Here is a 14,219-nt window from a genome sequence, read left to right on the forward strand (position 1 = left end):
AAACAGACGGTATAGCATGATGCGCTATACCGCCTTTTTTTTAATTGCTGCTAAGTCTCCATCAGGATTAATGTTGTCAAACTCCCGTGTAATATTCTTAAGCCAGAGGTATTTCTTATAATGCCGGTATACGAATGGCAGCTTTACAAGTTCATCCATACTGATGATAAAGTATACCCAGCCAACCGGCAGGTTGAAAATGAATGCACATAAAAGTCCCAAAGGGACCGCAAACAGCCACATATCAATGGTATCGCAGATAAAGCCAAATTTAGTATCCCCTCCGGCACAGAAGATCCCCGCGATAATAGTAGAATTGATTGACTTCCCAATAACGTAATAGGAACAGATATACAGCATCGTACTTAAGTATCCTCTTGCCAGATCAGATAAAGATGCAAAATCCAGGATAAAGGGTCTGGCGGCAAGTATAATGCCTCCGCCGATCACACCGGTAATCAGGGAAAGTTTACAAAGCCTGGCAGCATATAGTTTAGCCAGTTTTAAATCTCTTTTTCCTAACTCGATTCCAAGTAGAATTGCACCTCCGCTGCTGACACCGATGCAAAGAGAGATTGCTAGGTTTTTAACGATATTGGCAATGGAATTTGCCGCTACAGCATCACTTCCAAGATGTCCCATAATAACGGAATACATGGTGAACCCACAACCCCATACCAGTTCATTTCCTAATACAGGTGTAGAATAGTGCATAAAATCTTTAAACAGTTCCCAATTATTTTTTATAATATATTTGATTCGAATGTGAATATTATTTTCTTTGAGGGATTCTGCGATACACCAGATTAGTTCCACTGCCCGGGAAATAGTTGTTGCAATAGCCACGCCCGCTACACCTAATTTAGGAGCGCCGAAAAGGCCAAATACAAATACTGCATTTAATAAAATATTTAAAATCATAGCAGTGGAACTGATAATAGTACTTAACAATGCCTTGCCGGTATTTTTCATAATGCAGAGATATATCTGGGAAACACTGGTAAACAGATAAGAAATTCCCACGATTCTTAAGTAAGGAATCCCCGTAGCTATCAGTTCGGGATCAGATGTAAAAATCATCATCAGCTGTCCGGTGAAAAAAATCGCTCCAACGGCAAACAGGACTGAGATGACAAGTGATAATTTAATAGAAATCCCAAGAACTTGTTCCACCACGGACTTATCACCTTTACCCCAATACTGGGCGGCAAGAATTGTAGTCCCTATGGTAAGACCTGCATAAAACAGGCTGAGGACAAATTGAACCTGGCTCGCCAGGGAGACTGCAGACAGCGCAGTCTGGCTTACAACCCCTACCATAACAACGTCCGCCGCACTCACGGCAGCGGTCATTAGATTCTGGAATGCAATCGGAAACACAAGGGCTAAGAGATTACCATAAAATCCCCCTTTTGCAGGGATCATACTTTTTAAATTTTTCATCTTACCTTAATCACTTTCCGGAGATATTTGCCCATGCTTCCTCATCGAATTCTCTATCTTTATAATAATATTTGCGGTCATTTTCCGTAATCTGTTTCATTACTCTGCAGGGATTTCCAACAGCTACTACATTAGCGGGAATATCTCTGGTAACTACACTTCCTGCTCCGATTACTACATTATCCCCAATGGTCACTCCGGGATTGATTACAACATTTCCGCCAATCCAGACATTACTGCCAATGGTTACCTTTATTCCGTATTCATACGCGGAATTTCTGGAATCAGGGTGAATCGGATGTCCAGCTGTGTAAATTGCAACATTTGGCGCTAACATTACATTATTACCTATCGTCACTTTAGCCACATCGATAATGCTGCAATTATAATTAGCAAAAAAATTGTCACCTACTTCAATATGGCTTCCATAATCACAATAAAAAGGTGGATTAATAAAAGTGCCCTCTCCGGATTTTCCAAGTATCTGTTTTACTAATTTACCAAGACCGTCAAAATCTGACCGATCCATAAAATTAAATTCCTGTAAAAGTTTTCTGGTTATTTTTTGTTCCTCAAATACCGCATCATCTGAAATATACGGCATTTCCCGATCTCTTCTTTCAATATTATCCATTCGTATATCCTCCTTACACTGTTTTGTATTATTTTTTCATATTATTTTATGCTGTTCCTTTTACGGACCTTATGGTATTATATTACTAATATTTATTTGTTTATATAGTGATAATGTCATTTTTTATAAATATATTGTCAGAAAGCTCCCGAATAGGCTCACTAGTAAAGCCAGATCAGGCATAGTGCGAAAGGAATATGTAAATGGAAACACCTATTATAAAAACGGATCACACATTGAAGCAGTTAGAAGAACATGGAACCTCTATATATCCCATTCTGATATCCACCGGTCTTACCCTTAATCTGGATATGGGTATCGTCCCCTGGCATTGGCATAATGATTTTGAATTAACCTATGTTGAATCCGGTCATTTTCATTTTTCGGTAAGTTCTGATACTTTTGAGATGGGCCCTGGAGAAGCAGTTTTTATTAACTCCAAGGTTCTGCATCAGGTAAAACCTGCCCAGAATGAAAATCCGGTTTATTACAGCTATACTTTTGCACCGGAATTTATTTCAGAAACCATGCAAAGTTTAATAGCGGCCAAATATATTATTCCGCTTATGCAAAATGGCTGTGTTCCATATCATATTTTCAATCAATCCACTTCATGGGAAATGATCTGTCTGTCACATATACACAAACTGAATCAGGCGGCAGCTTCCAATGGTTTTGAAAGAGAATTTTTAGTACAGCATTCATTACAGCAGATATTTATTGATATGATACAAAACATTCCGGGGCTTTGTACTGCATCATCTTCACCGGTAGATTCCTCCAATTACAGCATTATGAAAATCATGCTGTATATTAAAAAACATTATACGGAATCAATTACCCTGGAAGATATGGCAAATGCCGCGAATATCAGCAAGAGCAGCTGTAACAGGCTTTTCCATCGAATCCTGAATATGACACCCTTTGGCTATCTTCTGGAATTCCGGATCAATCAAAGCAAGAAATTGTTAAAACAGGAAACCCAATCTATTACAGAAATAGCGTACGCCTGTGGTTTCCATGACGCAAGCTACTACTGTAAGGCATTTCGCAAACAGAATGGAATCTCACCGGAAAAATACAGGAAAAATGACTGGACCTAGTGCCGCCTGGCACTAGTGCCTCCCGGTGTAAATACGTCGATATATAGTGCCTGATATCTGTGTCAGGTGTGCGTCTGTGAATCGACGGCGTAGCGGGCTACGACTAGATTCACAGACGTGCAGCTGGCGCGGATAGCGGGTGCTATATAGTGGCGTATTTACGCCGGGAGGCACTAGGATCTCCTGTTCTGAAATTTCCGGTATCGTATAATAACTATAAAGGAAATGATGCCCAGCAGAGAACAAAATATGCCTGCCCCCAAGCCGGGAGTAAAATACTTCAGTTCCACTTTATGCTCACCTGCATCCAGTAAAATTCCGGAATAAATAGTATTTACTCTGTAAAGTTCTGTTTTATTGCCATTCACATAGGCGCTCCAGCCCTTGGAATAAGGGATGGTCATACATAAGAGCCTGGAGGAATCCAAATGAATAGATCCCTTGATCCGGTTAGGCGAAAATACCGTATTTTTAAGATAATCCTGTTTCAAAAGGTTTATCTGCGAAATATAATGATCCATTGGCTGGCAGTTGACAATGATATCATCAAAGGTATAGGAACCTTTACGCTGAAATGTAATCGTGATCTCTTTCAAGGGGCTGCTGCTGTAAGCAAAGTTTAAGAGATAGTTGTTTCGGCCTTCATACCAGCGGTATTCCGGAGTCAACACGGTCAGGCTTTTCGTAATATCGTTTGCTGCAGCAGTGATCTCGGCAGATGTTTCTGTACTTTTACTTTTGCTCTGAGTTTCTCCTTTATATTGGAGATTCTGGAAGATAAGGTAATTTTCAGAGTCCGGAATTCCATTAAAAACAAATGTTACCGATGCAGAAGGTTTTTTTACATAAAAGCTCCCGTTTTCATAAGTTACATTTTTAGAGGATTTTATTTTGTATGGCACTTTCAAATCGGTATATTGAACTTCCGCTTTTTTGAGATTACCGGTATCTGAATCCAGAACAGCAGCCTGAAGCATCGCCGCCTGTTTTTGTGTAGGGCTAAGCGATTCATAATCCGCTCTGGGGAGATAACTGTCATAAGTATATCCAAAGGGCAGCATATTCTGATTCTGGTATATTTGGCAGGCCGAGGTCCCGGCTTGAGGTGTTTGAAGCAATGCATAGCCGTAAAATGGATTTTCTTTTGTTGTGTTGTCGGTAACCTGATATTTCACATTTGCAAGGGAATCCAGAATAATGCGATTGTCCAATCCGCGATAGCAGTTAGTACTGCGAAAGGACCCTGATACTTCAAACAGAAATTTGCTCACATTTTCATCTGCTATACTATAATAAAAATCCATACCATTTAAGCCGTTTAGCAGGGCGGAGTTAGTACGGGAGATATTCGAAGCCTGTCCCATAAGTTCATAGCGGAAGAAATCAGGATCATTTAACTGATTTAGCGTGCTGAGCGGTTCATTCACAATGACGGAATAGGCTGCATCTCTGTTGTGGAATCTGCTTTCGTCCGGGTGTTCCGAATAAAATTGGTCAAATCCATAACATGCAATTCCTGCGGTAATCAATATGAGAATTGATAAATATGTTATTGGCTCGCGCAGACGAGGTCTGATAGACTGATTCTTATATAGAAAAGATATCAGTGGCAGAGCCAGAACTGTTAGTACCAGTAAAGTTCCAAATTTAAGAAAACTGTCCCCGGTGTTTCTTCCAATGGTATTGCAGAGTATGAGATAACAGACAGTGATGCATGTTAACAGTATGAATTTTTTCTTTGTTATATGTAAAAACTCAGGTATCATACACACCAGGATAAATGCCATCATAAAACAATATGCATAACTCCAACGGTTTATGGAATAGGAGAAAACATTAAAAATATGTCCAATGTAAGGTATTAACAGAAATCCTGTCAGGATCAGGTAGCAGACTTTCAGGTTCCGGTATTTTTTTCTCTGCATTAATAAAATGACAAGCGCAGGAAAGGTTATAATGGAGCAGCCAATGAAAGTCCAGTTCCCGGCACCCTGACCTGTAAAAATACCAAACAGAAGCTTTTTGTAGTAACTATATTGATAGAACAACGGTACTGCATTGTCCATGTTGAAGCGCCTGGTAGATAATGCAGCCAGGATACCGGGCAGTAATAAGATGCCGGAGAGCAGAACACCTGAAAAGTAAAAACCACTGAAGCGTCCCAGACATAATAAAAAATGGTGTCCCCTGCGTTCTTTGTAATAATCAAAAAAGCGAACCACTGCATATATGAAAATTAAAATACTTAAAACGTAGAAAAAGTAAAAATTGCTGAGTGCTGAAATAAAGACCATGATTATAAAGAGATAAGGTGTTTTATTTTGAAAAATTTTTTCGATTCCTATTAACAGGAAAGGCAGGTATATCATAGAATTAGCGAAAAAAGGGTGTGTTGTGGAAGCATACAGTGCATATGCAGAAAAAGTGTAGACAAATGCTCCGCAAATAGATGAGAGCCTATCTTTTTTCATAACACGGCAGTATAATAAAAATCCCAAACCTGAGAGATAGAGCCGCAGAATAATTAAAAATCCATATAAATACTCTGTTTTAGAAGCTGGAACAAGCGCCGAAAGCAGCGTAAGGGGATCTCCGATTACATAATAATTTAGAGTAGTGATTACGTCTGCACCAAATCCCAGCTTAGAATCCCATAGGGGGATAGACAGATTTCCCGTTTCAAAAAATGTTCTTAGGATTCCCCGTAAATACTTTCCATAGTAGCCAAGGGCAGAAAAATGCTGATTAAGGGCATCTCCATTAGAGACCAGAGATTTATTCTGAGAAAACAGGCAGAAAAAACATATGCCGCCGATCATTAAAAATAAAATACTGTATAATGCGTAATAGGGAATACCAAAATCATCTTTACTTTTTGTGACGTTCTTTTTCATCGAAGATAGCATATTTATAAAACCTTTCTGATTTTTGTAAACGGGATCTTTTATTAATAAAATAATACCATAATTAACCAGTGAAGTATACAGATTTTTGGACTGCGTGCCGCCAAAAAGCGCTCTGGGAAGGTTAGTATGTTTCCATCTAGTTCAGCATAGATTTTAAGAAAAGCAGTACGGGAGAATTACATGGAGTGCCAGAAAAATGTAGCATCAGAGGAATTTGCTGATTTTATTATATCAAACAACACCTATGATTTAGACGGTGTCCTTAAGGATAATACGGGGGCATGTGCAGATTATGCGGACAGTCAGTTTTCTATCCTGTATGTTCCTATGGAAGATGCAGTCCCAATTACCACGCACAAATATAAATATTTTTCCATCCCGAAACTTTATACGCTACTAGACACATCAAGTCTGGAAGCTTCCGGTATTATTGAAACAATTAATCAGCCTGTTTTGAACCTGCGGGGGCAGGGCACCATTATAGGTTTTATTGATACGGGCATTGATTACCGGAATCCATTATTTAGGCATGTGGATGGAAGGTCCCGTATTTTAGGTATTTGGGATCAGAATCTGCCGTCTGAAAATGGAACTAATGAGCTGCCACCTGGAATACCGGGATTTACGGTAAATGATACAATTATTTATGGAACAGAATATACCAACGAACAGATTAATCTGGCACTGGCTTCGGAACAGCCTCTGTCTGTTGTTCCAAGTATAGATGAAAACGGACATGGAACTTTTATTGCAGGCATAGCAGCCGGTTCGGAATCGGAAAATTCTGATTTTATCGGAGTAGCGCCTGAATGCAATATTGCAGTTGTAAAATTGAAAGAATCTAAAAAATATTTACGTGATTTTTACTGCATTCAGGATTCTGCTGTGGCATATCAGGAAAATGATATTATGATGGGGATAAAGTATTTGGCTCTTGTATCGGCACGCTATAGAATGCCTCTGGTTATCTGTATTGGGCTTGGAACTAATCTTGGAAGCCATGAAGGATCATCACCGCTTGGGCTTCTGCTCAGGAGGACAAATCTGATCACGGGATTTGCTTCTGTGGTAGCAACCGGGAATGAAGTGGGAAGACATCATCATTTTCTTGGAAATATAACATCGAATATGGAGTACGAAGATGTTGAATTGCTTGTGGGGCCGGATGAAAAAGGATTCGTAATGGAGCTTTGGGCATCCACTCCTGAACTTTATACCGTAGGATTTGTATCACCCGGAGGACAGGTCATTCAAAGGCTGCCGCTAGATTCAGAAAATGATACTCTGGTTACCTTCACATTAGAAAATACACAGATTTCCGTTCATTATGGAATTTCGGAGCAGGGATCCGGGAGCCAGTTTATTATGATGCGTTTTGTGTCGCCGACTCATGGGATATGGAGGATTCGGGTATATAATTCTCTTTATATTACAGGCAGTTATCATATGTGGCTTCCAATAACTGGGTTTATTACAGAACATACGGTTTTTTTGAATCCTGATCCATTTACCACAATTACCGAGCCGGGAAATACGTACAGCAGCATAACGGTTGGTGCTTATAATCACAGGGACGGCAGCCTTTATATTCATACAGGTTATGGATTTAACAGGGTTAACTTTTTGAAACCCAATCTGGTGGCTCCCGGGGTGGACGTATATGGTCCGGGGATATCCGGTGTCCTGTCAGAGTCTGGAATTCCCATGACATATCAGTCGGGTAGCTCAATTGCGGCAGCCCATGTGGCAGGTGCAGCTGCAGTTTTGATGTCGTGGGGAATTGTGCAGGGACATAATCTCAGTATGAATTCTGCTTCCATCAAGACTTATCTGTTACGGGGAGCCGATCGGAATCCGGCTTATATTTATCCCAACAGAGAGTGGGGAATGGGAGTGTTGAATTTATACCAGTCAATACTCAGGCTGAGGGAATGATTGGAAACAGTTAGCGATAGGATATTTAATGGAATTATGATACAATGGACAAAACAACAGATAAATATAGGTAAAAGGAGTAGGAATGCGTTTAAAAGCCAAAGACATTGCAAAAGCACTGAAAGTATCCCCGGCAACGGTTTCCCTGGCATTAAATGACCGGCCGGGTGTAAATGAGGAAACCAAAAAGAAAATACTGGAATATGCAGACCGGATGCAGATGCTGTATAAAGAAGAAAGACTGAGTGGATGCGCGGTGGATAAAGGGATGGTGCTGATGCTTAATTACGTCAAACATGGGGTGATTCTTGAACGCAGCACCAGTAAAAGCGGAGAAATTTTTATGGAGGAGCTGGAGCGTGTTGTCAATCGGAACGGATATCAGTTTCTGCACATGACTTTTCATGAAAAAAAAGAAAATCTGGAAAACCTGATAAAGAAATGTAAGGATAAAAATGTCAGGGGAATATATATTATGGCTGCTGAAATGCTGCAGAGTGATATTTATCCATTTCTCCAAATGAAGATTCCCATTGTTGTGGGGGATAATCTGTTCTATGACCAGGGATTGGACAGCTATCTGGTAGACAACCGGGAGGGAATCCGACGGGGTGTGGATTATCTGGTTGATAAAGGGCATAGCCATATTGTTTATTTAGCTGAGAATATCGATATCTTTAATTTTGTAGAACGGCGGGAAGCATTTATCCTGGAGATGGCAAAGCGGGAATGCGGGGATGCGTGCAACCGGATCAGGCACCTGGGGAATACAGTTGCTGATGTTTATGAGTCCATGGTCAAATACCTGGATGAAGGAATCTTTCGTACTACGGCTTTTATTTTGGAGAGTTCGGTGATTTCACTGGGAGTCAGCAAAGCACTTCTGGAGAGGCAGATCCGGATTCCAAGGGATGTTTCCCTGGTGGGATTCGATGCACTGCCTCCGGTTAGTCTTCTCGGAATTAATCTGACGCTTATAAAAGGAACGCATACAAAGCGCCATCTGGCGGCAGTCAAGCACCTGCTGCGTCATATGGAAGAAGCGGAAGAAGAGACTGTCAGAATCTATTATAAAACCAGAATTCTGGAAGGGGACAGTGTTTTCGATAAAACTAAGTATATTTATTCCTAAAGCCTGTTTGATAATTCAATTCTGCAAAGTAATTCCGCCACGCCCCATCTTTACGTACACTCCCCCGGCTACAAAGCATCCCTTTCTCAACGAAACCTCTATTTAATGTTTTATAATTACTTTCTAACAATGCTGTACGGTTTATTATAGCAACAACATGCTTTTAAAGAAAATTTAAAAGCATGTTGTTTTTTTACAAATTTTTTAAAATATCTGTTCGTTTTTGGGAGAAAATTAGCATATAGATAGAAAAATCCAGAGGGGATTGTATGTGGAATTGAGAAATGCTAAAATTCAGACAAATAAGATTTGAGCATTTTAAAACATGCTCTGGCGCGCATCTTAAAGAAACAATTCATGCAGTTGATTTTAGGAGGAGAGATCATGGCAAAGAAAAATTATGATGATTTGTCAAAAAAGATAGAGACCTTTGTAGGCGGGTCTGAAAATGTAATTTCTTTATTTCATTGTGCAACGCGTCTTCGTTTTAAAGTGAAGGATGGCAGCAGGGTAGATAAAAAAAGACTGGGTCAGCTGGAAGGCGTCATTAAGGTCATTGACAGCGGAGGGCAGATACAGGTTGTAATCGGAAACCAGGTTGCAGATGTATACGAGGCAATTCTGAAAAATACGAAAATTAAGGCACAGGATGAAGCGGAAGAAGTGGAGAACAGGGGAAAGAAAAACATTCTGAATCTGTTCATGGAAACGGTCTCCGGAATCTTTGCACCGATTCTGGCAGCTATGTGCGGAGCAGGTATGCTAAAGGGAATCCTGATCTTGTGTACTACACTGGGCTGGCTGACGGCAGATATGGGAACTTACCGCATTTTGTATGCAGCCGCAGATGGAGTATTTACATTTTTACCTGTATTTCTGGCGTTTACTGCTGCTAAGAAATTTCACGCAGACCAATATGTATCCGTAGGTATTGCGGCAGCACTGGTATATCCGGATATTACGGCGGCTTATTCTGCAGGAGAGGCCCTGACTTTTATGAATATACCTGTGGTATTGGTAAGTTATACTTCTTCCGTTATTCCAATTATCATCTCTATTTATGTATTATCTAAATTAGAAAAGGGACTGAAACATATTCTCCCTGAAATTTGTAAACGGTTTATGACACCCTTACTCAGCCTGGTTATTATGGTACCGATCACGTATCTGGTAATTGGCCCGGTTGCTGATTTTGCAGGGAATCTCCTGGCATCTGGTTATACAGGCATGGTTGGCTTCAGTCCGATCATTGCAGGATTTGTGCTGGGGCTGCTATGGCCGGCAGTGGTTATGTTTGGACTCCATTGGGGATTTGCTCCAATTGTATTTAATAATATAGCAGAATATGGACGGGATACTTTATTTACCATAACAGGACCGAATAATATGGCACAGGCAGGTGCAACTTTAGGTGTATTTTTAAAGACAAAGAATAAAGAGTTAAAATCGCTTTCCGGATCTGCAGCATTATCAGCTGTACTTGCCGGTGTTACAGAGCCGGCAATTTACGGTATAACATTAAAATATAAAAAACCATTTTTTATTGGAGCCGTATTTTCCGGAATTGCAGGAGCAATTGTGGCAGCCAGCGGAGCAGGAGCCCCCACGCTGTTATCCACCAGTATTCTGACACTGCCGGGATATATTGGTAAAGGCTTTGCTGGATTTTGTATCGCTTGCGCCATCGCATATTTTGGTTCTGCGATTGTAACGTATTTATTTGGATTCCAGGACAATATGATACTGGAGCCGGACAAAAATTCTATAGCGGAAGACGCAGGGACAGTTATCAGCGGCAAGCAGGAAGCAGAGATTAAATCCCCTGTAAATGGAAAAGTTATTCTGCTCTCCGAAGTTAAAGACGAAGCTTTCGCAGCTGAAGCACTCGGGAAAGGGATTGCAATTGTTCCCCGGGACGGTAAAATCTGTGCGCCATGTGATGGTGTGGTAAGCGCTTTGTTCCCTACCGGACATGCTGTAGGCATTACATCAGCAGAAGGGGCAGAAGTCCTGATTCATGTGGGAATGGACACCGTGAAATTAAATGGAGCAGGATTTACCGTACATGTTTCTGAGGGGCAGAGGATAAAAGCCGGAGATCTCCTGATGGAAGCCGACCTGGAAGTGATTAAGAGAGCCGGATATGATACCACTACTCCAGTCATTATCACTAATACAGAGGAATATTCAGAAGTAAAATCAGCCGGTGAAGGAATGGTAAAAGCAGGAGATCCTGTAATCATGTTGAAAATGCGGGGTAATGAAATTGAGTAGGGTAAAGATTCATCAGAATGGAAGTAATTTTATATTGAATGGAAAGCCGTTCTTTTACCTGGGCGATACGATCTGGAGTGCTTTTACCAACGTAAGCCTGGAAGAATGGGAGTATTACCTGAGCATTAGAAAGGCACAGGGCTTTACCGTGCTTCAGATCAATACCCTGCCTCAGTGGGACCGTTGTATATCGGATATCGGTTTGTATCCGTTTCCAACCAAAGACGGACATAAATTTGACTTTTCAAAGTGGAATCAGGATTATTATGAACGGGCAAAAAAGATGTGCCGCATGGCGGTGGATCAGGGATTCCAGCTTGCCCTGGTCGTACTGTGGCTGAATTATGTACCTGGTACATGGGGAAGCAGAATGCTGGATATGAATGTAATGCCAGCAGAATTTGTGGAAGACTATGCCAAAAAAGTGATTTCAGAATTTGATGATTTTGAACCTATTTATGTAGTAAGCGGGGATACGGATTTTGATACCCCGGAGGCAAAAGCATATTATGGAACAGCCCTGAAGATCCTCTGTGAAAACAGCCCGGATTCCCTGAAAACCATGCATATCAAAAGGGGATATGATGTGATACCGGAAGAATTTCTGGATAAGATTGACTTTTATATGTTTCAGTCCGGTCATAATGCCAGGGAGCAGCAGATGGCCTATGTGCTTCCGGAACGTTTCCGGGAAAAATATCCGAAGAAACCTATGATAAATGCAGAACCCTGTTATGAACAGATGGGATTTAGCAGGCAGGAATACGGGCGGTTTGAGGCAGTGGATATCCGAAAAGCAGCATGGAGCAGCGTTTTATCCGGTGCCTGTGCAGGAGTAACTTACGGGGCCCATGGTATCTGGAACTGGCAGAAGGTAAACTGCCCGAAAAATCCGGTTCTGGGTGAAGGTTTTGATGAACCGCTGCCCTGGCAGGAGGCTATTAAATTTCCTGGGGCGTGGGATTACGGATTTATCCGGTTTAAACTGGAGGAGTATGGGATACAGGAGCTGATTCCGCAAAATACCTGCCTGGAAAATCCTTCACCGGACATCCGTATGGCGGCAGCAGAAGATTGCTATCTGATTTATCTGCCTTATAATACAAAAGTGGTTCTCGGAATGGAACTCAGAGGTTACAGAGCAAAAGCTTTCGATCTGGAAACCAGATATGTGGCGTGCGCGGAGATGAATATAAAGGATGGCAGCACTGTCATATCCATGCATCCGTTCCATAAAGATGTATTGCTGATACTGGAAAAGAAATAGCACAGGAGGTGTAAGTATGTGTGAATTTCCAAAAAATTTTCTTTGGGGAGGGGCAGTTGCCGCTAACCAATGTGAAGGAGCTTATAAAGAAGACGGTAAGGGATTGTCCATTCAGGATGTCCTGCCCCGGGGAATCCGGGGGGACAGAACGGCAGTTCCAACAGAGGATAACAAAAAATTAATTGGAATTGATTTTTATCACCGTTATCAGGAAGATATCAGGCTGTTTGCGGAAATGGGGTTTCAGGTATTTCGAACCTCGATTGCCTGGAGCCGGATATTTCCAAATGGTGATGAAGAAGAGCCTAACGAAAAAGGACTGCAATTTTATGATCGTCTATTTGACGAATGCCATAAATACGGAATGGAACCACTCGTTACCATATCTCATTATGAGACGCCATTGTATCTGGCGGAACATTATAACGGATGGGCAGACAGGAAGCTGATCCAATTTTATGAGCGTTATGTCAGAACCCTGTTTGAACGGTTTGGGAGTAAGGTAAAATACTGGCTTACATTTAATGAGATTAATTCTGTGCTTCATGCCCCATTTATGAGCGGCGGCATCCATACACCGGCAGAAAAACTGACGGAACAGGAGCTTTATCAGGCGGCGCACCATGAGCTGGTTGCCAGTGCCCTGGCAACGAAAATAGCACATGAGATAATGCCGGAGGCAAAGATCGGATGCATGATTTTAAGTATGCCGATGTATCCTTTAACCCCATCGCCGGATGATATGATACAGTTAATGGAAGAGGAACACAAAAACTACTTTTTTGGAGATGTTCATGTAAGAGGAACCTATCCCGGATATATGAAGCGATATTTCAGAGAACAGAATATTCAGATCCACTTTGAGCCGGAAGATGAAGAAATCCTGAAACATACCGTAGATTTTGTATCGTTTAGTTACTATATGAGTGTCTGTGCCACAGCCGATAAAGAGAAACAGAAAAAGGGCAACGGCAATTTGCTGGGTGGGGTACCGAATCCTACTTTAGAGGCATCCCAGTGGGGATGGCAGATTGATCCGAAAGGGCTGCGCTATGTGCTGAATATGTTCTATGACCGTTATCAAAAGCCCCTGTTTGTTGTAGAAAATGGACTGGGTGCAGTGGATTTACTCATTGAAGATGAGCATGGGAATAAGACTGTGGAAGACGATTATCGAATTCAATACCTGCATGACCATCTGGTGCAGCTTCGTGAAGCAATCGAAGACGGTGTGGAGGTTCTGGGCTATACAACCTGGGGATGCATTGACCTTGTCAGCGCTTCCACCGCAGAATTGAAAAAACGTTACGGTTTTATCTATGTGGACCGGAACGATGATGGAAGCGGGACACTGGACAGATATAAGAAAAAGAGTTTTTATTGGTATAAGAAAGTAATCCAAAGTAATGGGAGGATATTGTGAAATTTACTTTATCCATACTACAGCGAACAGTTTAATTGGTGGCTTATGGCTCACTATCCAGACTATGATATGAGCATAACTTGAAACTGAGACTTCCTGTAA

General features: G+C 41.3%; 9 protein-coding genes. 6 read left to right on the forward strand and 3 right to left on the reverse strand.

Features of this window, described 5'->3' with window-relative positions:
* Positions 1–24: 24 nt before the first annotated feature.
* Together CD03_RS32520 and CD03_RS0105295 are read right to left on the reverse strand one after the other, a co-directional pair.
* Entirely contained in the window at positions 25–1,443 is a 1,419-nt protein-coding gene (locus CD03_RS32520) for an MATE family efflux transporter (protein ID WP_044288922.1), read from the reverse strand.
* Positions 1,444–1,453: 10 nt separating this feature from the next.
* Positions 1,454–2,077, reverse strand: coding sequence for a sugar O-acetyltransferase (locus CD03_RS0105295; protein ID WP_027292735.1), 624 nt, complete (start codon positions 2,075–2,077; stop codon positions 1,454–1,456).
* Between the two features lie 203 nt (positions 2,078–2,280).
* Between CD03_RS0105295 and CD03_RS0105300 the strand changes: the two genes are divergently transcribed.
* Positions 2,281–3,180: an AraC family transcriptional regulator gene (locus CD03_RS0105300; protein ID WP_027292736.1), complete on the forward strand. Its 900-nt coding sequence runs from the start codon at positions 2,281–2,283 to the stop codon at positions 3,178–3,180.
* 173 nt (positions 3,181–3,353) lie between these two features.
* Here CD03_RS0105300 and CD03_RS0105305 read toward each other — a convergent pair whose 3' ends face one another.
* Positions 3,354–6,074: a YfhO family protein gene (locus CD03_RS0105305; protein WP_027292737.1), complete on the reverse strand. Its 2,721-nt coding sequence runs from the start codon at positions 6,072–6,074 to the stop codon at positions 3,354–3,356.
* A 192-nt stretch (positions 6,075–6,266) separates the two neighbouring features.
* On the opposite strand from CD03_RS0105305, the gene CD03_RS0105310 reads away from it, so the two are divergent.
* From CD03_RS0105310 to CD03_RS0105330, 5 genes are all read left to right on the forward strand, one after another.
* On the forward strand, positions 6,267–8,021 hold the full coding sequence (locus CD03_RS0105310) for a S8 family peptidase (protein WP_027292738.1): 1,755 nt from the start codon (positions 6,267–6,269) through the stop codon (positions 8,019–8,021).
* 85 nt (positions 8,022–8,106) lie between these two features.
* Positions 8,107–9,153 carry a LacI family DNA-binding transcriptional regulator gene (locus tag CD03_RS0105315; protein ID WP_027292739.1) on the forward strand — a complete coding sequence of 349 codons (1,047 nt, stop codon included), beginning with the start codon at positions 8,107–8,109 and terminating at the stop codon, positions 9,151–9,153.
* 384 nt (positions 9,154–9,537) lie between these two features.
* On the forward strand, positions 9,538–11,427 hold the full coding sequence (locus CD03_RS32525) for a beta-glucoside-specific PTS transporter subunit IIABC (RefSeq protein WP_052377680.1): 1,890 nt from the start codon (positions 9,538–9,540) through the stop codon (positions 11,425–11,427).
* Positions 11,414–12,694: an apiosidase-like domain-containing protein gene (locus CD03_RS0105325; RefSeq protein ID WP_242849046.1), complete on the forward strand. Its 1,281-nt coding sequence runs from the start codon at positions 11,414–11,416 to the stop codon at positions 12,692–12,694. The genes CD03_RS32525 and CD03_RS0105325 overlap by 14 nt, the downstream gene beginning before the upstream one ends.
* A gap of 16 nt (positions 12,695–12,710) precedes the next feature.
* Positions 12,711–14,117, forward strand: a complete 1,407-nt coding sequence (locus tag CD03_RS0105330) for a glycoside hydrolase family 1 protein (RefSeq protein ID WP_027292741.1) — start codon at positions 12,711–12,713, stop codon at positions 14,115–14,117.
* The last annotated feature ends 102 nt before the right edge of the window (positions 14,118–14,219 follow it).

The sequence above is a fragment of the Robinsoniella sp. KNHs210 genome (assembly GCF_000686105.1).
Taxonomy (GTDB): domain Bacteria; phylum Bacillota; class Clostridia; order Lachnospirales; family Lachnospiraceae; genus Robinsoniella; species Robinsoniella peoriensis.